The sequence below is a fragment of the Arthrobacter sp. NPDC093125 genome, from assembly GCF_044754225.1.
GTDB lineage: Bacteria > Actinomycetota > Actinomycetes > Actinomycetales > Micrococcaceae > Arthrobacter.
The window spans coordinates 45,419-66,283 of the sequence record NZ_JBIVOQ010000008.1; the positions used below are offsets into that span (position 1 = coordinate 45,419).

18 protein-coding genes and 1 riboswitch are annotated in these 20,865 nt (G+C 66.4%); of the genes, 10 read left to right on the forward strand and 8 right to left on the reverse strand.

The window, feature by feature from the left end; translation table 11 throughout:
• Positions 1 to 3: 3 nt before the first annotated feature.
• Positions 4 to 117: riboswitch (SAM riboswitch) on the reverse strand.
• Between the two features lie 243 nt (positions 118 to 360).
• The 3 genes from ACIP9X_RS15170 to ACIP9X_RS15180 are packed head-to-tail and all read left to right on the forward strand — an operon-like array spanning position 361 to position 4,378.
• Complete coding sequence (locus ACIP9X_RS15170; protein ID WP_400480575.1) at positions 361 to 1,656, forward strand: NtaA/DmoA family FMN-dependent monooxygenase; 1,296 nt, start codon at positions 361 to 363, stop codon at positions 1,654 to 1,656.
• A gap of 54 nt (positions 1,657 to 1,710) precedes the next feature.
• Positions 1,711 to 3,318 carry an aromatic amino acid ammonia-lyase gene (locus ACIP9X_RS15175; RefSeq protein ID WP_400480576.1) on the forward strand — a complete coding sequence of 536 codons (1,608 nt, stop codon included), beginning with the start codon at positions 1,711 to 1,713 and terminating at the stop codon, positions 3,316 to 3,318.
• Positions 3,319 to 3,340: 22 nt separating this feature from the next.
• Positions 3,341 to 4,378: a PLP-dependent cysteine synthase family protein gene (locus ACIP9X_RS15180; RefSeq protein ID WP_400480577.1), complete on the forward strand. Its 1,038-nt coding sequence runs from the start codon at positions 3,341 to 3,343 to the stop codon at positions 4,376 to 4,378.
• A gap of 10 nt (positions 4,379 to 4,388) precedes the next feature.
• Here the strand turns inward: ACIP9X_RS15180 and ACIP9X_RS15185 are convergent, their stop codons facing one another.
• The 3 genes from ACIP9X_RS15185 to ACIP9X_RS15195 all read right to left on the reverse strand — a co-directional run bounded on the left by ACIP9X_RS15185 (position 4,389) and on the right by ACIP9X_RS15195 (position 6,790).
• On the reverse strand, positions 4,389 to 5,477 hold the full coding sequence (locus ACIP9X_RS15185) for an EAL domain-containing protein (RefSeq protein WP_400480578.1): 1,089 nt from the start codon (positions 5,475 to 5,477) through the stop codon (positions 4,389 to 4,391).
• 144 nt (positions 5,478 to 5,621) lie between these two features.
• A complete protein-coding gene (locus tag ACIP9X_RS15190) occupies positions 5,622 to 5,765 on the reverse strand; it encodes a hypothetical protein (RefSeq protein WP_400480579.1) in 144 nt (47 codons plus the stop codon).
• Positions 5,766 to 5,857: 92 nt separating this feature from the next.
• Positions 5,858 to 6,790 carry an aminodeoxychorismate lyase gene (locus ACIP9X_RS15195; protein WP_400480580.1) on the reverse strand — a complete coding sequence of 311 codons (933 nt, stop codon included), beginning with the start codon at positions 6,788 to 6,790 and terminating at the stop codon, positions 5,858 to 5,860.
• Positions 6,791 to 6,882: 92 nt separating this feature from the next.
• On the opposite strand from ACIP9X_RS15195, the gene cls reads away from it, so the two are divergent.
• A complete protein-coding gene (gene cls / locus ACIP9X_RS15200) occupies positions 6,883 to 8,370 on the forward strand; it encodes a cardiolipin synthase (RefSeq protein WP_400480581.1) in 1,488 nt (495 codons plus the stop codon).
• A 147-nt stretch (positions 8,371 to 8,517) separates the two neighbouring features.
• On the opposite strand, the gene pabB is transcribed toward cls, so the two are convergent.
• The 5 genes from pabB to ACIP9X_RS15225 all read right to left on the reverse strand — a co-directional run bounded on the left by pabB (position 8,518) and on the right by ACIP9X_RS15225 (position 13,394).
• Positions 8,518 to 10,653, reverse strand: a complete 2,136-nt coding sequence (gene pabB / locus ACIP9X_RS15205) for an aminodeoxychorismate synthase component I (protein ID WP_400480582.1) — start codon at positions 10,651 to 10,653, stop codon at positions 8,518 to 8,520.
• A complete protein-coding gene (locus tag ACIP9X_RS15210) occupies positions 10,650 to 11,213 on the reverse strand; it encodes a low molecular weight protein-tyrosine-phosphatase (protein ID WP_400480583.1) in 564 nt (187 codons plus the stop codon). Before ACIP9X_RS15210 ends, pabB begins: the two co-directional genes overlap by 4 nt.
• 75 nt (positions 11,214 to 11,288) lie before the next feature.
• Positions 11,289 to 11,912 carry a LysE family transporter gene (locus tag ACIP9X_RS15215; protein ID WP_400480584.1) on the reverse strand — a complete coding sequence of 208 codons (624 nt, stop codon included), beginning with the start codon at positions 11,910 to 11,912 and terminating at the stop codon, positions 11,289 to 11,291.
• 99 nt (positions 11,913 to 12,011) lie between these two features.
• On the reverse strand, positions 12,012 to 12,827 hold the full coding sequence (locus ACIP9X_RS15220; RefSeq protein ID WP_400480585.1) for a class I SAM-dependent methyltransferase: 816 nt from the start codon (positions 12,825 to 12,827) through the stop codon (positions 12,012 to 12,014).
• 123 nt (positions 12,828 to 12,950) lie between these two features.
• Entirely contained in the window at positions 12,951 to 13,394 is a 444-nt protein-coding gene (locus ACIP9X_RS15225) for a MarR family winged helix-turn-helix transcriptional regulator (RefSeq protein WP_400480663.1), read from the reverse strand.
• 269 nt (positions 13,395 to 13,663) lie between these two features.
• Here ACIP9X_RS15225 and ACIP9X_RS15230 point away from each other — a divergent pair, with 269 nt between their 5' ends.
• From ACIP9X_RS15230 to ACIP9X_RS15255, 6 genes are all read left to right on the forward strand, one after another.
• Positions 13,664 to 15,859: an MMPL family transporter gene (locus ACIP9X_RS15230; protein ID WP_400480586.1), complete on the forward strand. Its 2,196-nt coding sequence runs from the start codon at positions 13,664 to 13,666 to the stop codon at positions 15,857 to 15,859.
• A 102-nt stretch (positions 15,860 to 15,961) separates the two neighbouring features.
• On the forward strand, positions 15,962 to 16,387 hold the full coding sequence (locus ACIP9X_RS15235) for a hypothetical protein (RefSeq protein WP_400480587.1): 426 nt from the start codon (positions 15,962 to 15,964) through the stop codon (positions 16,385 to 16,387).
• A 322-nt stretch (positions 16,388 to 16,709) separates the two neighbouring features.
• Entirely contained in the window at positions 16,710 to 18,581 is a 1,872-nt protein-coding gene (gene dnaK, locus ACIP9X_RS15240; protein ID WP_400480588.1) for a molecular chaperone DnaK, read from the forward strand.
• 2 nt (positions 18,582 to 18,583) lie between these two features.
• Positions 18,584 to 19,252 carry a nucleotide exchange factor GrpE gene (locus tag ACIP9X_RS15245; protein ID WP_400480589.1) on the forward strand — a complete coding sequence of 223 codons (669 nt, stop codon included), beginning with the start codon at positions 18,584 to 18,586 and terminating at the stop codon, positions 19,250 to 19,252.
• Positions 19,253 to 19,432: 180 nt separating this feature from the next.
• Positions 19,433 to 20,416: a DnaJ C-terminal domain-containing protein gene (locus tag ACIP9X_RS15250; RefSeq protein ID WP_400480590.1), complete on the forward strand. Its 984-nt coding sequence runs from the start codon at positions 19,433 to 19,435 to the stop codon at positions 20,414 to 20,416.
• A 16-nt stretch (positions 20,417 to 20,432) separates the two neighbouring features.
• A complete protein-coding gene (locus ACIP9X_RS15255; RefSeq protein ID WP_400480591.1) occupies positions 20,433 to 20,855 on the forward strand; it encodes a heat shock protein transcriptional repressor HspR in 423 nt (140 codons plus the stop codon).
• Positions 20,856 to 20,865: the final 10 nt, after the last annotated feature.

The window sequence follows — 20,865 nt, forward strand, 5'->3', positions numbered from 1 at the left end:
CTTCTCTCACGCTTGCAGCTCGAAGTGGTCGATATGCCGAGTATTCACCTGAGGCACCCCGCCGCGAGGGAGGGTTGCCGACCGGCCAGTCAGGGCTTGGCGCCGGTACTCATGACTCCCCAAAAACGTAACACCGACGACGGCGGCGCGCACCGCCGTCGTCGTCATGTTCCGTAACGCTTCCGGCCGCAGCGCGGCGGCACTGACGGGCCTGCCGGGACCTCCGAACCGGCCGCACCTGGTCCCGCGCCGCGGTTACAAAGGGGCTGCCCGGGTGCATAATGACGGAAGATGAACCGCCGTAACGCCGGATGAAACCAGGCAGCAGTGAATGAGTCGAACGCCAGTACAGTCCGTCCCATGCTCCATTTTGGGTGGTTTGTGGGCCACGGGTTCGGGGTTCAGGGCTGGGGGACGCCGGGCTACGGGATCGGTTACGACTGGAAGAAACCGGCGCTGTACCAGCACGCGGTGCGGGAGTTCGAGCGGGCCGGACTGGACCTGTTTATCATCGAGGATTCCCTGACCGTACCGGACACCTACGGGGGAACAGCTGAGGTGTCCCTCGCGCAGGCGTCCTTCGCGCCTAAGCACGATCCGCTGGCCCTGGTGCCGTACCTGCTTTCCGCCACGGATCACCTGGGCATTGTCCCCACGGTCAGCGCGTCCTTTTACCCGCCGTTCACGGCGGCCCGGCTGCTGGCCACGCTGCAGCACTTCTCCAACGGCCAGCTCGGCTGGAACGTGGTGACCTCCGGCAGCGACCTCGCCGCCCAGAACTACGGCGTGGACCAGCAGATCGAGCACGACCTCCGCTATGAGAAGGCGGAGGAGTTCGTGGACGTGGTGCGGAAGCTGTGGCGCAGCTGGGAACCGGACGCCGTCGTGGAGGATTCCCGGGCCGGTGTCTTCGCCGACCACACCAAGGTGCGCCCGATCCATCACAGCGGCGAGTTCTTCAAGGTGCGCGGCCCGCTGAACACGGCCCCCCTGCCCGAGGAGCCCGTGCTGGTGCAGGCAGGTGCGTCGCCGCGGGGCAAGGCGTTCGCGGGCGGGAATGCGGACGTCGCCATTGCGCTCGCGCGCGGCGTGGACGGCATGAAGGCCTACCGGGATTCCATCCGGGCCGAGGCAGCCGGGGCAGGCCGCAACCCGGACGACGTCAAGGTGCTGTTCGTGCTCAAACCCACTGTCGTGGGCTCCACGGCGGAAGCCGACGAGCTGCGGGCCGCGCGCAAGGAACTGACGCAGCGGGACATCGACAGCCAGCTCAACTCCATCTCCTACCTCTCGGTGATCGACTTCAAACAGTTCGACCTGGACGAGCCGCTCCCGGAGCTGACCACCAACAGCAACCAGGGCACCTTGGAGCATTTCTCCAAGGCGGCCCCGCCCGGTTCCACCCTGCGCGAGATCCTGCAGGCCCGCAGCGGCGGCGCCGGCGACAGCATCATCGGCACTGCCGGGGAAATTGCAGATCACCTCGAGGAGACAGGCGCAGCGGTGGGCGGGGACGGTTTCCTGTTTTCCGGTTTCGTGGACCCGGCCACCGTGCACGGAGTGCTGGACAAACTGGCACCGGAACTGCGGCGGCGCGGACTGCTGCGGACGACCTACGGCGACGGCGGACTCCGCCGGAACCTGCTGGACTTCTAGTGCCATGACGGGACTTTCAGTGCCATGACAGGGACCGGAGGACCTGAAGAGCCGATGCCGGGAACCAGATCCGGCACCTTCCTGATCGGCACGGCGCACCTCCGGGCCGCCGACGTGGCCAGGGTGGCGGCCGATCCGTCGGTCGAGGTGGTCCTGAGTGCCGACGCGCTGGACCTGATCAGCCTGTCCCGTGAGGTGGTGCAGGCCGCGATCGACTCGGGACACCGCGTGTACGGGCTCAACACCCTGCTGGGCTCTGGCAGGGACACGGCCGTGGAGGAAGAGTCCGTCCTCGACTACCAGGTGCAGGTGGTCCGCTACCACCACAGCGGCATCGGCGCCCTGCTCACCCCGGCGGAGGTCCGCGCCGTGATGCTGGCGCGGCTGATCGGCTTCACCCGGGGCGGCTCCGGTGTCCGGCCGGAAACAGCCCGGTTCTACGCTGAACTGCTCAACCGGGGAGTGGTGCCCGCCGTTCCCCGCGAGGGCTCTGTGGGCTCCTCAGACCTCACACAGCTGGCCGCAATTGCCGCCGTCGCCATTGGAGAAGGCCATGCGCTGGACCCCGACGGTCCGCTGGTGCCCGGAGGCGCGGCGCTCGCCGCGGCCGGCCTGCAGCCGCTGGTGCTTGCGCCCGGCGAGGCCCTGGCCCTCGTCAGCGCCAACTCATATTCAATCGGTGCCGGAGCGCTGGAGCTCGGCCGCCTGCTGCGTGTGGCAGACCTCGCGGACACCGCCCTCGCGTTGTCACTGGAGGCCACGGGAAGGTACGACGGCGGTGCGAACCTCAGCCCGTTTTCGCCGGCTGTGCAGTCGGCCAAGCCGGTGGACGGCCAGCGCATTTCGGCGGCGAACGTCCGGAACCTGGTCCGGGGAGGCTGGCTTGAGGATCCGTACCGTCAGGCCTCGGTGCAGGACGCGCTGTCCTTCCGGGCCGCCCCGCAGACGCACGGGGCGTTCCGTGCCCAGGTCACCGCCCTTGCCGATGCCCTTGAGGTGGAGCTGAACGGCCGCGGCGACAATCCGCTGACGGACCTGGATTCGGGTCGGATGATTTCCGGCGGAAACTTCCAGCCCATGCAGCTGGCCCTGGCCTTCGAGACACTGCGGCTTGGGCTGGCCCATCTGGGGATCAGCAGCGAGCGGCGGATCGCCAAGCTCTATCCGCCGCAGAGGCTCATCCGCCAGCTGAACCTGGAGGCGGCCCGCAGCGGCACGCCCCTGGCGTCGGAGGAGCTGCCGGGCCTGCTCTGGTATTCCGCCGCCGGGCTGCTTGCCGAGCTGAAGTTCCTGGCGGCACCGGCCACGCTTGGTGCCCCCACCCTTTCGGCCGACGTGGAGGACCACTCAACGCTGGCACCGCTGGCGCTCCAGCAGCTGGAACGGTCGGTGCGGGCCGCTGAGGAGCTGCTCACCATCGAGGCCCTGACCGCCGCTTACCTGCTGGCCCAGACCCGGGAGGCGGAGGCCGGCGAAAGGGAGTCCGATGCGGAGGTGCGGCCGCTCGGTAAGGGGACGTCCGCCGTCGTCGACTGCCTGTCCGGGCTCCTCGCGGAGCACCTGCCGGCGGCGGAGCTGGTGGAGCGCGGACGGGAGGCGCTGCGGAAACTCCTGCCGGAGCTGCCTGAGCTGCGGATGCCGCGGACAGACGGAGAAGACTGACGGAGAAGATCGGCGGAGAGGGATGAGCATCACCACCGGGGAGGACGGGCTGCCACGGCATGCGGCGCCGGCCATTGACGTGGAGGCGGACGCCGACACTGTGCTGGCCCAGGTGGGTTCCACACGGCTCGTGCCCCTGGAAACGCTCAGCCGGGGACTTCCCGGAACTGTCTTCGTGAAGCTGGAATCGGAGAACCCGGGCGGCTCCATCAAGGACCGGACGGCGCTGAGCATGGTGCGGGCGGCCGAGCGCAGCGGTGACCTGCAGCCCGGCGGCACCATCGTGGAAAGCACGTCGGGGAACACAGGGATCGGGCTGGCGTTCATCGGGGCACTGACCGGGCATCCCGTGGTGGTGGTGACGGGGGACTCCATCTCGTCCGAAAAACTCGAGGCGCTGCAGCGATACGGGGCGCAGGTGGTGTTTACCGACTGGAGCGCGCCCTCCGATTCGCCGGCCAACGCGAGGGCCGTGGCGGCGCGCATCACGGCAGAGACGCCGGGCGCCTGGCGTCCCCTGCAGTTCGACAACCCGGCCAACCCGAGGGCGCACTACGAGGGAACCGGGCCTGAAATCTGGGAACAGACGGCAGGCAGAATCACGCATTTCGTGGCGGGGGTGGGCACGGGAGGCACCATCACCGGAAACGGGCGGTTTCTGAAGGAGAAGTCGTCCGGCCATGTGGAGGTGATCGGCGCCGATCCGTACGGCTCGGTATATAGTGGCGGGCACCCGGGCCGGATCCTGGTGGATGGCGTGGGCAACTCCTGGCCGAAGCCCGACTGGCCCAAGGTCTTCGATCCCGGACTGCTGGACAGATTCCTCCGCATTCCGGACAACGAGGTGTACACCACCGTGCACAAGCTGCTCAACGAGGAGGGGCTGTCCCTGGGTCCGTCCTCAGGGCTGACGGTTGCTGCCGCCCTGCGCGTTGCACGGGCCGCCCCGCATGGATCCCTGGTGGTGGCCATCGCGCCGGACACCGGGCTCAACTACCTGAGCAAGGCGTTCAACCCGGACTGGCTTGCGGACAACCACATCCGTCTGGACTTGGACTAAGACGGGCTGGTCAGGAGGCCGAACCGCTCGCGGCGGTTTCGCTGTCAGAACGGATCCAGGCGGTCCAATCCAGCGGGTGCACCGATGGCCTGCCCAGGAGGTAGCCCTGCGCCGCGGTCATCCCGAGAGCCGTTACGGCCGTCAGTTCAGCAACGGTTTCCACTCCTTCCGCCGCGAGCTCGGCGCCGATGGACTGCGCGAGGTTTGCCATCGCCGCGCCACGGAGCTGCTGCCCTTCCGAATGCTCGATGTCCTGGATGAAACGGCGGTCAAGTTTGATGATATCCGGGCACAGCTCGAGTATCTGGTCCATGGACGTGAAGCCCGCGCCGGCGCCGTCCACGGCAACCCTCAAGCCGCGGCGGCGAAGCGGCGCCAGTGAGGCGGTCAGCGGAGCGTACTGGTCGGGGGCTACCTGGCCGGTCAGCTCAATGACGATCCGGTCAATCGCCAGCTGGGAGTGTTCCAGCAGGCCCTGGATACGCGGATCCAAGCACGTTGTCGGGGTGAGGTTCAGGGCAATGAAGAGGGGTTCGGGAACAGACTGAGCCGCGGTGAGTGCCCGCAGCAGGGCGGCAACTTCAAGATCGGTGCCGAGGCCTACGGATTCCGCTTCACTGAACCAGTGGTCCGCGCTGGCACCGTCATCGCTCACGAAGCGGGTCAGGGCTTCGACGCCGATGACGTGGCCGTCGGGGAGCTGCCGCACCGGCTGGAAGGCCGTCATGAGCATCTTGTCACCGAGGACGGCTTCGATCCTGTTCCTGCTCCGCCTGGTAAACGGAACCGGAACAGGCTCAGCCTCGGCGAGGACCGGCTCCACGGCCTCATCCTCGGCGTTGGTGATGGCCGTGACCGCGCTGAGGTGTTCGAGCAGCACGAACTCGGGACTGTCGGGATGGGAGGAGGCCAGCTCACGCAGGCGCGCACGGCTCCAGGCGCTGTCCGGATCGGACTCGGCCAGGAGCAGGTCGATAATTTCCTGTGCCTGCCAGCGCACGGTTATTTCACCCACGTCCCCTGGCAACGCTGCCTGGGCCCCCAAGCCCTCGGGTAGTGAGTCTGTCAATGCAGGAAGGGAGGTTTCATCCCTGGACATCGGCTATTCCTTTGTGGCTACTCGTTCCGGCTGAGCCCGGGACACAGCCCTTACCGTCGCATCCCTGGGAATGCTGCGGTCAGGCCGTTCTAGAAGAGTACAACGGGGACCTAAAATTTGTCTGTCTTTTTTGGAACCGACATCTCACGTGCGGGTTTTCGGAACCCGCGTATATGACATGTCCGGTTCGCTGCCGCTGTCGTCCTGCACCCAGGCAGTGAAATCCGCCAACGACATGAAGCAGTAGTAGTCGCAGTACCGCAGGTTCTTTTTCTCCGCATTGCTCATGCCGGTTATTCGTCGCCCTCAGCGGGGTGGATGGTTCGCCGGATGGTTCCTGCGACGTTTGCGTGGTGGCGCAAACAAGCGGCTGGTGCCGTTTACTCGATCCCGGCGAACAGCTCAGCCAGTTCCGCGGTCAGTTGCTTGCGCAGTGCCGGGGTGCCAATTTCTTTTCCGTCGATCGAATTCACAGGCGCCAGCAGGCGGATGCTGGAAATCAGCCACACGGCATCGGCGTCGAATAGGTCCTGCGGTTCCAGCGGTCCATAGCCGAGCTCCCAGCCGGCCGCCTTGGCTGCGGCGAACAGGGCACCCTGCGAGGTGCCCGCGAGGATGCCGCTGTCCAGCTGCGGCGTGATGAGGCGCTTCACCTTTGTGCCGCCGTCGGACTCCTCGACGTGCGCCAGCAGAACTGTCGACGTCGGGCCCTCCAGCACGCGGCCGTCGGACGAGGTGAAGATGACGTCGTCCGCGCCCTGCTTGTGGGCATGGCGGAGGGCGGCCATGTTCACCGCGTAGGAGAGGGTTTTGGCGCCGAGCAGGAGCCACGGTGCGCGCTCGCCGACGGTGCTGTCGTAGCCGCGGTCCAGCAGTATGACGTCGATACCCGCTTCGCGCTGCCGGCGGCCCGCTGCCCCGACCGCCGAAACCTGGACCCAGCAGGTGGGCCGTTCGGCGCCTTCTACGCCCCGCGTCACCAGGAGCTTGACCACGCACTCGTCCTCCTCACGGGAAGCCGCCGGGTAATCTGACCGGAACGCCGCGACGCCCGTCCCGATCACCCGCCGCCAGACCTCCCGGTCCGGGATGTCGAGGTCCAGGGCACGTGCCGAACCGGCCAGCCGGTCAAGGTGCGCATCGACTTTCCGGGTGCGGCCGGCCACCGCGAGCATGGACTCAAAGACACCGTCACCCCGGGTGGCTCCCAGATCGGTGGCCATCAGCTGCGGCTGGGTGGGGTCGGCAATCCGGCCGTATTCGTAGTCCGGGTCAAGGAATACCAGCACAGTGGCGGCGGCAGGAGCAGTCATGCCTCCAGCTTAGTGGGGACTGTCCCCGATAGGCTGATCAGGACCGTCTTTCCGGAATGCCCGGGGGCAAGAAACAACGGGGGTTTGTGCCTGTGCTGTGGCCATTTCCGCTCACTGGAACCCTGCCGACCTGGCTGGTTTTCGTGCTGAGCGCCGCGGACTTCATCATCCGGATCCTTGCCCTGGGCATCATCCCCGGCAACCGCCGGCCCACCACCGCCATGGCCTGGCTGCTCGGCATCTTCTTCATACCTGTGATCGGGCTGATCCTCTTCCTGCTGTTCGGCAACTTCAGGCTGTCCAGGCGCCGGGTCGAGCAGCAGCAGCTCGTCAGCGAAAGGGTCAGGGCGCGCACATCCCTGCTGTCCGACGTCGGAAGCGTGTATCCGGGCCCCGAATGGGTCAGATCGGCCGCAGAACTCAACCGCCGGCTGGGTTCCATCCCCATGGTGGACGGGAACTCCGTGGAGCTCATCCCGGGTTACCCGGACTCCATTAAGGCCATGGCCGAGGAAGTCCGGAAGGCCAAACGCTTCATCAACGCCGAGTTCTACATCATGAGCACCGACCATGTGACCGACGAGCTTTTGACGGCGCTGGAGGAAGCAGCCGACCGGGGCGTGGAGGTCCGGGTCCTCTTTGACCACATCGGCACGCTCCGCGTCAGGGGATACAGCAAGCTCCTCAAACGCCTCAAAGCCAGCAGGATCCAGTGGCGGCGCATGCTCCCGCTGCTTCCAATCCACGGCCAGTGGCGCCGGCCGGACCTCCGCAACCACCGCAAAATCATGGTGATCGACGGCCAAGTGGCCTTCACTGGTTCCCAGAACCTGATCGAGCCGTCCTACAACAACCCGCGGCACCGGAAGGTGGGCCGCGAATGGGTGGAGCTGATGGCCCGGCTGCGCGGCCCCATCGTGCCCACCCTCAACGTGGTATTCGCCACCGACTGGCTCAGCGAGACGGACGAATCGCTCGAGGCCCAGCTCGAAGCGCAGCTGGAGCTGCCTGCCGAAACCGCTCCAGGCAACGTCACCGCGCAGGTTGTTCCCAGCGGCCCCGGCTTCAGCACCGAAAACAACCTCCGGCTGTTCAACACGCTCATCTACTCTGCTCAGCACCGGATCTCCATCTGCAGCCCGTACTTCGTGCCGGACGATTCGCTGCTCTACGCGATCACCACCGCGGCCCAGCGCGGCGTCGACGTCGAGCTCTTCGTCTCCGAAAAGGGCGACCAGTTCCTGGTCCACCACGCCCAGCAGTCCTATTACCAGGCGCTGCTGGAGGCGGGCGTGCGGATTTACCTGTACAAGGCGCCGTTCGTGCTGCACGCCAAGCACTTCACGGTGGATGACGAGGTGGCTGTCCTCGGCTCCAGCAACATGGACATGCGCTCCTTCTCGCTGAACATGGAGGTGTCCGTGATGCTCCTCGGCGCCGACATCGTGAACAGCATGCGGGCGGTGGAGGACACGTACCGGGACATCTCCCACGAGCTCAGGCTCGGGGACTGGATGCGACGCCCCCTCGCGGCGAGGTACGTGGACAACGTGGCCCGCCTGACGGCCACCGTGCAGTAGTTCCAGCGCGAACGTACACTTATGGCCGCGTCCTGGAGCGCGAACGTACACTTATGGCCCTCCGTCAGCGACGTGCCGGGGCCTTAAGTGCCCGTTCGCGCAGGTGGGCGGGGCCTTAAGTGCCCGTTCGCGCAGGTGGGCGGGGCCTTAAGTGCCCGTTCGCGCGGGGAATTCCGAGCCGAGGGTTGAGAGCACGCCGAAGGCCTTGGTGCGGATCTCCTCGTATTCATCCTCCGCTACGGAATCAGCCGTGATCGCGCCGCCGACCCCGAGGCTCAAGATGGCCGTCGCGCTGCCGGGCTCGTCCCGGGTCTGGATTACGAGCGTCCGGATCGCCACCGCGAGGTCCGTGGCGCCGTTCAGCGAGAAGTAGCCGATCGCGCCGGAGTAGACCCCGCGGGGCGCCTCCTCGAGACGGTCCAGAATTGCCATGGTGCTGATTTTTGGCGCCCCGGTCATGGAGCCCGCCGGGAAGCATGCCGCCACTGCCTCGGCCCGGGGCGCACCCGGCAGGAGTTGGGCGTCGATGGTGCTCACCAGTTGGTGGACCGTGGCGTAGCTTTCGATCTCGCAAAGCCGGCTGACGGTCACTGATCCGGGCTCCGCGAAGTGGCTGAGGTCGTTCCGGAGAAGGTCCACAATCATTATGTTCTCGGCCCGGTCCTTCAGCGACGTCGCCAGGTCGTGCCGCAGCGCCGCGTCCGTTTCCGGGTCCGCAGCCCGGCGGCGGGTGCCTTTGATCGGCTCCGCGCGCATCCCGCCTTCGGACGCTATCCTCAGAAACCGCTCGGGCGAGGTGCTCGCCACGGTGAGCCCGCCAAACCGCAGGTAGCTCGCAAACGGCGCGGGGTTCCTCTGCCGCAGCGCGAGGTAAATGGGCCAGGAATCCAGGCCGTCGGCCGCAACCTCGGCAGTGAGGGCGGTGGTGAGGCACACCTCGTAGGAATTGCCTTCAGCAATCTCATGCTGGGCTCGGGCAATCTTGCCCTTGTAGTCCGTCTCGGTGTCGCGGCAGTCAAAGGCCGGGGCGGCAAGAAGTTCGACGGCGGTGCTGCCGCCCCCTGCGTGGGCGCCGGCGCCGGCAGCGGCACCGGCGCCTGCTGCTCCGGCAGCCTCCACGGCGCTGCGGCCTCGGGCGAGCCAGCCGGCGGCGTCCGGGGCATCCAAAGCCAGCAGCCACACCGTGCCCTCGGCGTGGTCCAGGACCACGGCCCGGCCCGCGAAAATCAGCGCGGCGTCCGGGGTTTCTGCGGGAACGTCGGAGCCGCCGGTTTCGCGCTTGAGCTCATAGCCGAGGTAACCGAGCCAGCCCAGGGTGAAGTCGCAGGAATAGCCTTCGGGTCGGGCGACTGTCGGCTGTCCCCAGGCGGTCTCCAGCCAGCGGAAGAAGGTGCCGGGTACTTCGGCGGTGGCGCATCCGGTGGTGACCAGGGTAGTGCCCGACCCGTGCCGGACAAACTGCCCGAACGTGCCACAGTCGTCTGCCAGGATGCTGAAGCGGCTGCGCCCGGCCGCGACCGCGGCGCCCCTCCTGTCCGGCCCGCTGTGTTTGCCCTGCGGCGGTGCAGGCGACGGCGGGACCAGCGAGGAATCCAGCCAGACGGCATTCCCGGACTCCCCGTACAGGGAATGGAAGAGAGCAGCAGCGTCCGGCCGGGCGTCCATCCGCTCGGCGAGGAGCCGGAGGCCGCGGCGGGCAGAGAGCTCCGGAACCAGCACCGTGGCAAGGGCGGGGAGGTAGGTGAGCGCCTGCAGGACGTCGGCGGGAGCAGCGTCATCGGCATGGTTCAGCACCCGAATATCCGCGTGGCCACGCACGTCGTCCGAGGCGAGGAGTTCGGCCTCCTGGGCGGCCCACTGGTCCCAGTAGGGCTCGTAGGTCTGGCCGTCGCGCGCCAGGGCACGGGTCCGGCGTTCGTCGTCGGGGGAATCAGCCCAGATGACGGCGTCGAGCAGCGGCCGGGCGGCGGCCGCGGCGGCCCCCACACCTTCCACGATGACGATCTCTGCTGGCAGCGTGACCCGGGCATCGCCGTCGTAATGCCGCTCCCAGTTCCAGCTGATCCACGTTGCCGGTTCACCCTTGCTCAGGGGTGCCAGCACCGTGCTGACATAGCGGTCGATGCCGGCAGCCAGTCCGTTCCAGCCGGGGTAAATGTCCTCAAGGTGGAACAACGCAACCTTGTGGTGGTTCCGCAGCCTGGCCGCTAGCTCGATCGCCAGTGTGGTTTTGCCTGCACCTGACCGCCCGTCAATGGCGATGATCACAGGTGCGGGGCTCATGGGATAGAGCGTACCTGCTGACTGTCCTGAACTATGAGCCGGGCCTGTTCTGCGTCGAGCACGGCCCGCACGAAGTCGACGATGCCCGGCGCGGCCGCCTGGATCTGGTCCCAGACAGCCTCAAAATCACTGTGGTCCCCGTACCAGGGGTCCTCGATGCCCTGGTCCAGGGGGTAGTCCGACTCGAGCGAGGGGTCGAAGCTGCGCAGCATGCGGACCCGTGCCGCCGATTCTGGGTCAGGGGCAGACGCGCGGAGCCAGCCGTAATGGTCGACGTCGAGGGCCAGGATCAGGTGGCGTTCCGCGTACCATTCCGGCTGCCATTCCCGGGCAATGTGCCGGTCCGACGTGAGATTGTGGGCGGTCAGCTTGCGTGCGGCACGGGGATCTATGGGACGCCCTGCCTCATAGGCCGTGGTGCCTGCGGAATCGACGGTGACGGCATCTGCAAGCCCCGCCGCTGCGAACGCTTCCGTCAGTATCAGCTCGGCCATCGGGGAGCGGCAGATGTTGCCGGTGCAGACCGCGATGATCCGGTAGGGGCTCGTCGTTGAGGACATGCTGCTAAGCATGGGGGATGCCGATGCCACTTGGCTAGTAAGCAGTCTTATTATTCATAAAATTTCATCCGCGCCTCAGTGCACAAGCGCCAGCAGGACACCGACGGCGACGAACAGAATGCCGAACGCTCTGTTGAGGATGGTCTGGCCGCGGGCGTTGTGCGTGAAACGCTGGAAGGATTTCGCCGCCGCTGCGAAGAAGAACCACATCACCAGGATGTCGATGACCACCACGGTGGTGATGAGCACCGCGTACTGCGGCAGCAGCGGCTGTTCCGGCCGGATGAATTGCGGCGTGAACGCGAGGAAGAACACGATGGCCTTCGGGTTGAGCAGGTTGACCCACAGGCCCCGCCGGAACATGGACCATGCCGGCTCGTTCCTGAGTGCGTCCGCCTTCTCCTGGTCCAGATCCGGCTTGTGCAGGAACTGCCTGATGCCGAGATACACCAGGTAGGCGGCTCCGGCGTAGCGGATGACGTTGAAGGCAACCGGAGATCCCGCCACCAGAACCCCGACGCCGAGGGCCACGATGACCACATGGACGATCAGGGCAGCCTGCTGCCCGAGGATTCCCCAGATGGAGCGCCGGAACCCCGATGTCAGCGAGTTGCTCATCGTGTTGATGGCGCCCGCGCCGGGAGTAAAACTGATGAGGAGGCCGGCGCCAAGGAGGGCCAGCCACAGGGAAAATTGCACTAATCAATCTTAGTGCGCCCATGCCGGACGTGCAGCCACTGGTTTGTACGACGGCGGCCCGGGTATGACGGAGAGAAGCGTGCGACGGCGGTCCGCCAGTCAGGCGCGGGCGATGACCTCGCCGTTGGGGATGAGGAACCAGCCGTCGTCGGTGGATCCCCAGCGGTGCCAGCCGGCAGAGATGCGGGTCAGGTCCGCTTCCTGCGCGAAGCCGTACTCGAGCGCCTGTTCGGCAAAGGCCGAATGCAGCACGCGTTCTCCCCACACGCGGGCCTGCCAGCGCCGCTGCTGCCCGGTGGCGTAGAGCCAGTTGCTGCTGCTGGGGGCGACGTCGGTGAAGCCTGCCGCCTGGGACCACGACACGAGGCGGCGCCCGGCGTCGGGCTCGGCCCCGTTCCGGCGCGCGATCCGCTGGTACAGCTCCATCCATTCATCGAGCTCCGGAATGGCGGGATACCAGCTCATGCCGTGGAAATCGGCGTCACGGACGGCCACAATACCGCCGGGTTTGGCTACCCGCCGCATTTCCCGGAGTGCTTCCACTGGATCAGTCAGGTGCTGCAGCACCTGGTGGGCGTGGACGAGGTCGAAGGTGTCGTCCTCGAAGTCCAGATCGTAGATGTTGCCGGCCACGAACTCGACGTTCTCCACGCCCCGGTCGGCAGCGAGCTCCCGGGCGTGGGCGATCACATCTGCGGAGCGGTCCAGTCCGGTCACGGTTCCGGGTGCCACCAGCATGGCGAAGTCGCAGGTGATGCTTCCCGGGCCGCAGCCGACATCCAGCACACTGGTTCCGGGAGTGAGGTGCGGAATGACAAAGGCCGCAGAATTCTCCGCGGTCCGGGAGGCGTGGGCGCGGACCACCGACTCGTGGTGGCCGTGCGTGTACACATCTTCTGGCTGCTGCGCACTCATAGGGAAACGCTACTCCTTACTCCCCACCCCAAGTAGGTAGCAGCACAGATCGTTTTGACGGCTCAGAACGGCCCGTGCTGCTACCCAGTTGGGGCTGCAGCGCGGGTGTCGGGGCGGTTGCGCCTATGACTGGCCGGAGGCTTCCTCGCCGGCGCGGACGGTGGCGTCGATCATTGAGTGCATGAACCGCGTGACGATCTCGAGCTCGTCGGCGGTGAACTCGGCCATTGCCGCACCCATGTGCCGGGCCAGCGGAAGGAACATGGCGCTGCCGTCCCGGTAGGCCTTCTCGGTCATCTGCAGCTGGACCTGCCTCCGGTCCTGGCCCTGACGCTCGCGGACCAGGTGCCCTGAGCCGCACAGCCGGTCGATCAGTGCAGTCGTAGCCGGCGAACTGAGGTTCAGCTCCTTCCGCAACGTGCCCGGAGTGACAACCTGGTCTTTGGCGGCGTGCCTCATGATCACGGCCAGCGCGTTGAGGTCGGTCCGGTGCATGTCGTTCCGCCCGCCGGCGGCATCCACATACCGGTTGGCCTCGAGCGTGAACTCCTGAAGCAGTCGGACCAGGGGCGGCGGACCGGCCTGCGGCGGACCGGCCTGCGGCGGACCGGCGGGCGGCGGACCGACTTGTGACTGACCAGACTCGGGCGGGAGGGCAACCGAATTACCGGCCAAGGTCAACCTCCCTTTCGCGATCCATGCCTTCCGGAGTTTACTTCAGCCGCGCGTTCCAAGACGCAGCTTTCCCTTCTCTGGAAGTATCTCCATCATCGAGTTATTCTATGATGGAACTATTATACTCCGGCCGCTCAAACCGTGATCGAACGAAGGACGCCATGAAGCAGCCCACAGACAGCCAGCCGCGCGTTCCGTTCCTGCTCCGCTGGCTGGTTCCCGTTCTCCTTGTCCTCATCTGGCTGGCCGTGGCCGGAGTTGGCGGACCGACCTTTGGCCGCTTGGACGAAGTCTCCTCGAATGACCAGGCTTCGTTCCTCCCGGCCGGAGCGGAAGCAACGGAGGCCCGCGCCTGGCAGGACAAGTTCAGGGACTCACGTGAGGTCCCCGCCGTCGTCGTTCTTGAAAGCGATGCAACCTTTACGCCCGCCCAACTGGGTGAGGCGGCGGGGCTCAAGGGGAAGCTGGAAGCCCTGAAAGTGGGTAGCGCCGTCATCGGGCCGATTCCGTCCGAGGATGGGAGGGCGTTGCAGTTCGTGGTGCCCATCGAGACCGCCGACGAGATAAAGGAAGCCGTCCAGGGGCTGCGGGACGAAGTGCAGGCCGCGGCCCCGGCCGGCATCCAAACGTTCGTCACCGGTCCGGCGGGCCTGACGGCCGATCTGGTCAGCGCTTTTGCCGGGATCGACGGCATCCTGCTGCTCGTGGCGCTCGGGGCGGTGTTCGTGATCCTCCTGGTTGTCTACCGTTCCCTGCTCCTTCCAATCGCCGTGCTGCTGACGTCCGTTTTCGCGCTGTGCGCCGCCATCCTGCTGGTGTTCGGCATGGCGAAGCTCGGCTGGATCCAGCTCAACGGCCAGAGCCAGGGCATTCTCTCCATCCTGGTGATCGGTGCCGCCACGGACTACGCCCTGCTGTACGTGGCGCGGTTCCGCGAGGCCCTCACCCACACGCCCAGCCGGACCGCGGCCGTGCTCACCGCGTGGAAGGCCTCCTTCGAGCCGATCCTCGCCTCCGGGGCCACAGTGATCCTTGCCCTGCTGTGCCTGCTCTTCTCCGACCTCAACTCCAACAAGGCCCTGGGTCCGGTCGCCGCAGCCGGCATCCTCTGCGCACTGTTTGGCGCACTGACCCTGCTGCCTGCGCTGATGGCTCTCCTTGGCAGCGCCGCCTTCTGGCCGTTCCGCCCGAAGCCCGTGCCGGACGAAGAGCGTGAGCGCGTGCTGACAACCGGGCTGGAGGGCCAGAAGGGGCTGTGGCGCGCCACCGGAGCGCTGGTTGCCCGCCGTCCCCGGACAGTCTGGGTGGCCTCGGTGCTGCTGCTGCTCGCCGCTTCTGCCGGGCTGCTGCAGCTCAAGGCCAACGGCGTCCCGCAGACCGACGTCATTCTCAGCGCCTCTAACGCCGTTGACGGGCAGGATGCCCTGGCCCGCCACTTCGACGCGGGAAGCGGCAGCCCGGCCGTGATCGTTGCCCGCGAGGGTGCGGCCGGACAGGTGCTTGACGAAGTAAAGGCAGCCGACGGCGTGGGGACCGCTTACCTTCTGGCCGAGGGCAGCGTCCCCATCACCGGGGCACCGGGAGCACCCTCCGAGCCCGCTGTGCGGGACGGGAAAGTGCTGATCAATGCCACCCTGGGCTTCGCGGCCGACTCCGCCGAGGCGGAGAGCGCAGTTTTGGCACTGCGCGAGAGCGTGAAGACCGCGGATCCCGAGGGGCTTGTCGGGGGCGTGACGGCAACAGCCCTGGATACCAACACCACGGCTCAGCGGGACCTCGTCACCATCATCCCGCTGGTGCTCGGCGTCATCCTGGTCATCCTGATGCTGCTGCTCCGCTCCGTCCTGGCCCCGCTCCTGCTCGTTGCCTCGGTGGTTCTTTCCTACGCGGCAGCCATGGGCGTCTCTGCCCTGGTGTTCAACCACGTCCTGGGCTTCCCGGGAGCAGACGCCACGGTGCCCCTGTTCGGCTTCGTATTCCTCGTGGCACTCGGCGTGGACTACAACATCTTCCTCATGAGCCGCGTCCGGGAAGAATCGCTGAAGCACGGCACCCGGCCGGGCATCCTCCGCGGTCTGGGCGTCACCGGCGGCGTGATTACCTCCGCCGGCGTGGTGCTCGCGGCGACCTTCGCCGCTCTCGGCGTCATTCCCATCATGTTCCTGGTGCAGCTCGCGTTCATCGTGGCGTTCGGAGTACTGCTGGACACAGTGCTGGTCCGCTCCCTCCTGGTGCCGGCCCTGTCCTATGACCTGGGCCGGCGCATCTGGTGGCCGGCCCGGCTGGCCCACACGAAACCTGTTTCTAATGCCGGTATTCGGAACGAAACCGAGACAGAGGAGGCCGGAGTTCGCTGACGAAGGCCGCGGCCAGAGGCCCTGTTGCCGTCCGGCCCATCTGAGTAGACTTCCAGTGCGTCCGGCCGGGCGCGCCCAGTCCTCCTGAGGAGTGATCAAGCGATGACCGAGAACAGCGAGTCCAGCAGCGCGGGAAAGGCCCACACCGGCAGCCGGAACCCTGCGCTTGAAAGCGAGAGCGGGCAGTACGTGGAAGGTGACTACGGTGATGCCGGAGTAGCCGGCAAGGAGCCCGCTCCCACGGAAAAAGGCGAATACGCCGCAGGCGACTATGGCGACGCCGGTGTGGCCGGGAACGTGCCTGCCGAGGCCGAGGAAGGCCAATACCCCGAAGGTGATTACGGCAAGGCTGGCGGCGTAGGCCAGGAACGGCCCGGTGACGAAGAGGGCGAATACCCCGAGGGTGACTACGGGGCTGCAGGCGCCACAAACGGGCAGGCTGCTGCTGACGACCTCCGGGACAAGCTCACGGACGGCCAGGTTAATGCACCCAGGAATGACGACGGCGGCCGGTCCGCCGGCGGCTGAGCCCGCCCTGAGGCCCTGGGGGAGTTCACGCATAGCGAAACGGACTGACCCCGATGCTGGCCCCCGGTTTTCCGCTAGACTCCGCGGAAAACCGGGGGCCATCTTTCTTAGCGGGAACCCGTCGAGCGACGCGCCCCCAAGCAAACTTGAGCGAAGCTGACTCAACTTTGGATTGACTTAAATCCGGGGCTGAGTAGAGTTGAGTGCAGATCGCTCAAGGAGTGGGCGAGCCTGGAATCCGGACATGCTTGATCAGGGCTGGAACCCTGCGGGCGTCGGGATCCCGGGCCACACAGTTTCCAAGGAAAGAAGGAAGCAACACATGTCACGTGCAGTAGGTATCGACCTCGGAACCACCAACTCCGTCGTCTCCGTTCTCGAAGGTGGCGAGCCCACCGTTATTGCCAACGCCGAGGGCGGCCGCACCACGCCGTCCGTCGTTGCGTTCTCGAAGTCCGGTGAGGTTCTGGTCGGCGAGATCGCCAAGCGCCAGGCCGTCAACAACATTGAGCGCACCATCTCCTCCGTCAAGCGCCACATGGGCACCGACTGGAAGCACGAGATTGACGGCAAGCAGTACACGGCGCAGGAAATCTCCGCCCGCGTGCTGATGAAGCTGAAGAACGACGCCGAGTCCTACCTCGGCGAAAAGGTCACCGACGCTGTGATCACCGTTCCGGCCTACTTCAACGACGCCGAGCGCCAGGCCACTAAGGAAGCCGGCGAAATCGCAGGCCTGAATGTCCTGCGCATTGTCAACGAGCCCACCGCGGCTGCCCTCGCCTACGGCCTGGACAAGGGCAAGGAAGACGAGCTCATCCTGGTCTTCGACCTCGGCGGCGGCACGTTCGACGTCTCCCTGCTGGAAGTCGGCAAGGACGAAGACGACTTTTCGACCATCCAGGTGCGCGCCACCGCCGGTGACAACCGCCTCGGCGGCGACGACTGGGACAACCGCGTCGTGGAGTACCTGCTGAACCAGCTCAAGGTCAAGGGCATCGACCTGTCCAAGGACAAGATCGCCCTGCAGCGCCTCCGCGAAGCAGCTGAGCAGGCCAAAAAGGAACTCTCCTCCTCCTCCAGCACCAACGTTTCCCTCCAGTACCTCTCCGTCACCCCCGACGGCCCGGTCCACCTGGACGAGCAGCTGACCCGTGCGAAGTTCCAGGACCTGACCAAGGACCTGCTCGAGCGCACAAAGAAGCCGTTCCATGACGTCATCAAGGAAGCGGGCATCAAGCTTTCCGAGATCGACCACATCGTGCTTGTGGGCGGCTCCACCCGCATGCCCGCCGTGTACGAACTGGTCAAGGAACTGGCCGGCGGCAAGGAGCCCAACAAGGGCGTCAACCCGGACGAGGTTGTGGCCGTCGGCGCTGCCCTGCAGGCCGGTGTGCTGAAGGGTGAGCGCAAGGACGTCCTGCTCATCGACGTCACCCCGCTGTCCCTCGGCATCGAAACCAAGGGCGGCGTCATGACGCACCTGATCGAGCGCAACACGGCCATCCCCACCAAGCGGTCCGAAACCTTCACCACTGCGGACGACAACCAGCCGTCCGTGGCCATCCAGGTCTTCCAGGGCGAACGTGAATTCACCCGCGACAACAAGCCGCTGGGTACGTTCGAGCTGACCGGAATCGCTCCGGCTCCGCGCGGCGTGCCGCAGATCGAGGTCACGTTCGACATCGACGCCAACGGCATCGTGCACGTGTCCGCGAAGGACAAGGGCACCGGCAAGGAACAGTCGATGACCATCACCGGCGGCACCGCGCTCTCCAAGGAAGACATTGAGCGCATGGTCCGCGACGCCGAGGAGCACGCTGCCGAGGACAAGGCCCGCCGCGAGGCAACCGACACCCGCAACACCGCCGAACAGCTGGCCTACTCCGTGGACAAGCTGATCGCGGACAACGCGGACAAGCTGCCCGAAGAGGTCAAGACCGAGGTCCAGGCCGACGTCGACGCCCTCAAGAAGGCGCTCGAAGGCACCGACGATGCCGCTGTGAAGGCTGCGTTTGAGAAGCTGCAGGCCTCCCAGACGAAGCTCGGCGAAGCAATCTACGCACAGGCCGGTTCGCCGGACGGTGCTACCGGTGCTGCTGGAGCTGAGGGTGCTGCCGGCGACAAGACGGGTTCTTCTTCAGATGAAGACATCGTCGACGCCGAGATCGTGGACGAAGAAGAGAAGAAGTAACCATGCCTCATCACGGTAACGAAGAAGAGCACAGCTCTTCCCGCGACCAGGGAAGCAAGCGCGACGAGCCGGTCATCCGGGACCACCGCAAGGTGGACCCGGTGACGGGGCAGGCACGGCACCCGGAGGGTGGGACCCCGGCGGAGCCGGCTGTGGATGCAGCCGATTCCGACGGGGACGCCCTCGCCCAGGCTGAGGAGATCCTGAACCGGGTGGAGGTGCCCGCGGAGGAGTCTGTGGCGCAGGGTACCGAGGCCGCCGCGGCGGCGGAGCTGAAGAACGACCTGCTCCGCCTGCAGGCCGAGTACGTCAACTACCGCAAGCGCGTGGAACGCGACCGTGCCGTGGCAGGGGAGATGGCCGTCATCGGCGTCCTGAACTCGCTGCTGCCGGTGCTGGACGACGTCGACGCCGCCCGCCAGCACGGCGATCTCACGGACGGCCCGTTCGCTGCGATTGCCGCCAAGCTGGAAAATGCGCTGAAGACGTATGGCCTGACCCGCATCGATGAGACCGGCGTGGAGTTCGATCCGACGATCCACGAGGCCCTCATCCAGCAGCCCGGCGAGGACATCGAGGTTGACACTGTCAGCCAGGTGCTCCGCTCGGGCTACAAGTCAGGCGAGCGTGTCCTCCGCGCGGCACAAGTAATTGTGGCCGTCCCGGCGTAGGTCGCACCTCCACGCCTTCACGGATGAGGGGGCCCCGCCCCTACGCGTGGCGGCTTTGGTCCTACGGACCTAAGCCGCCACGCTCCGGCCGGCCCGATGCCACTCCCGGGCCCCCTCATCCGCTACGGCGTTCAGCGGTAGTCTCGCCTTATCGTTCTGAACTTTTGAAAGGAAACGCCATTGGCTAGCCAGGATTGGGTGGACAAGGACTTCTATAAGATCCTTGGTGTCGCTAAGGACGCTTCCGACGCTGACATTAAGAAGGCCTACCGGAAGCTGGCGCGCCAGTACCACCCGGATACCAATTCCGGTGATGCTGTCTCGGAGAAGAAGTTCAAGGACATCTCCGAGGCTTACTCCGTGCTGTCGGACCCCGAGGAGCGCCAGCAGTATGACGCCATCCGGGCGATGGGCGGGGGAGCGCGCTTCGCTCCGCACGGTGCCGGAAGCTCCGCCAACGGGGGCTTCGAAGACCTGTTCGGTGGGCTGTTCACGGGCGGCGGCGGGCGTCACTCGGGCGGCTTCAGCACTGCCGGGGGCATCCCTCCCGAATTTGCCGACTTGTTCGGCGGCGGCTTCGGCGGTGCCGGAGGCCCGGCAGGTTACCAGCGTGCGCCCCAGAAAGGTGCTGACCGCACGGCGACCACCAGCATTTCGTTTGCCGGGTCCATCCGTGGCACCACCATCGGCCTGCGCGAGCCGGACGGCGAAGTCATCGATGTCCGCATTCCTCCCGGCATCAGGGACGGGCAAAAGGTCCGTGTCCGAGGCAAGGGCCAGTACGGCCCCGCCGGCAACGGCGACCTGATGGTCACCGTTAACGTCAAGCCGCACGATTTCTACATGCGCGACGGCGACAACCTCCGCATCCATGTGCCGGTCACCTTCCCTGAAGCTGCATTGGGCGCCGACATCGAGGTGCCGACGATCGACGGCGACAATGTCCGGGTCCGCGTTCCCGCCGGCACGCCCTCCGGGCGCACCCTGCGGGTCAAGGGCCGCGGAGTGAAGACGTCGAAGGGGACGGGCGATCTGCTCGTGACGATCGACGTCGCCGTTCCAAAGAACCTGAACAAGGACGCCGAGGCGGCGGTGAAGGCCTTCGCAGAGGCCACCAACGGTGCCGATGTCCGCCAGGGTCTGGCAGCCAAGGCCCGGCTCTAGAAAAAAGGCGTCAGCCGTGGACATTAACTTCGATCAGCCGATCTTCGTGATCTCGGTGGCGGCGGAGCTGGCGGACATGCACCCGCAGACGCTCCGCCAGTACGACCGGCTGGGCATCGTCAGGCCCAGCCGCGCGCCCGGCAAGTCCCGCCGGTACTCCCAGCGGGACGTGAACATGCTCCGTGAGGTGCAGCGTCTCTCACACGAAGGCGTCTCCCTCGAAGGCATCAAACGCATCCTGGAGCTGGAGAACCAGGTGGCCGCGCTGCAGGCCCGGGTGAGCGAACTGACCGAGGAACTGGGCCGCCGTCGTGAGTCCTTCGACTCCAGGATCTTTGCCGCCGGAGCTGCCGGAGACGTCGTCAGCCTGGCCCGCGGCCAGCGCCCCCGTGCCCGGTCCCAGGCCCTCGTGGTATGGAGGCCGCGGGGCGGACAATAGGCGTGTGGTC